At 68.0% G+C, this 579-nt stretch carries 1 protein-coding gene; it reads right to left on the bottom strand.

Going from position 1 to position 579, the window contains the following annotated elements; all coding sequences use genetic code 11:
- Positions 1 to 579 (bottom strand): HAD-IC family P-type ATPase (locus tag A9X04_RS22660; protein ID WP_156764494.1); only part of this gene is annotated, 579 nt, incomplete at both ends.

Here is a 579-nt window from a genome sequence, read left to right as displayed (position 1 = left end):
ACGCCCAGATCCTTCTCCAGCAGCACCACGTCGGCGGCGTCCTTGGCCACGTCGGTGGCGCTGTCCACCGAGATCCCCACGTCGGCGGCGTGCAACGCCAGCGCGTCGTTGACCCCGTCGCCCAGGAAGCCGACGGCTCGCCCCTCGCGCCGCAGCGCGGTGATCAGCCGCGCCTTCTGCTCGGGGGAGATGCGCGCGAAGATGGTGTGGTGTTGCGCGGCGTACGCGAACGCGGCGTCGTCCAGGGGTTCGAGCTGCGCGCCGGTGATCGTGCCCTTCGAGGCCAAACCCAGTTCTTCACAGACCTTTTCGGCCACTCGCGGGTTGTCCCCGGTGGCGATCTTCAGCTCGATGCCCAGATCCGCGAGCTGGGTTAGGGATTGCCGCGCGGCGGCCTTGGGTTCGTCGGCGAAGACGCAGAACCCGACGAGCATCAGCTCGGATTCGTCGTCGGCGGTGAGGGTGGCCAGGTGCGGCGCCGGTTTGACGGCCACGGCAACTACCCGGCGGCCGGCGTCGAACAATTCGGTCAGAGTCTTTTGAGCTTCAGCCGGTGCGCTGACGCACCGCCTGATTATC

Source organism: Mycobacterium sp. E3247 (assembly GCF_001667785.1).
Classification (GTDB): Bacteria; Actinomycetota; Actinomycetes; order Mycobacteriales; family Mycobacteriaceae; genus Mycobacterium.
The sequence above is the reverse complement of the archived record's forward strand: the minus strand, read 5'-3'. Positions and strand labels throughout refer to the sequence as shown.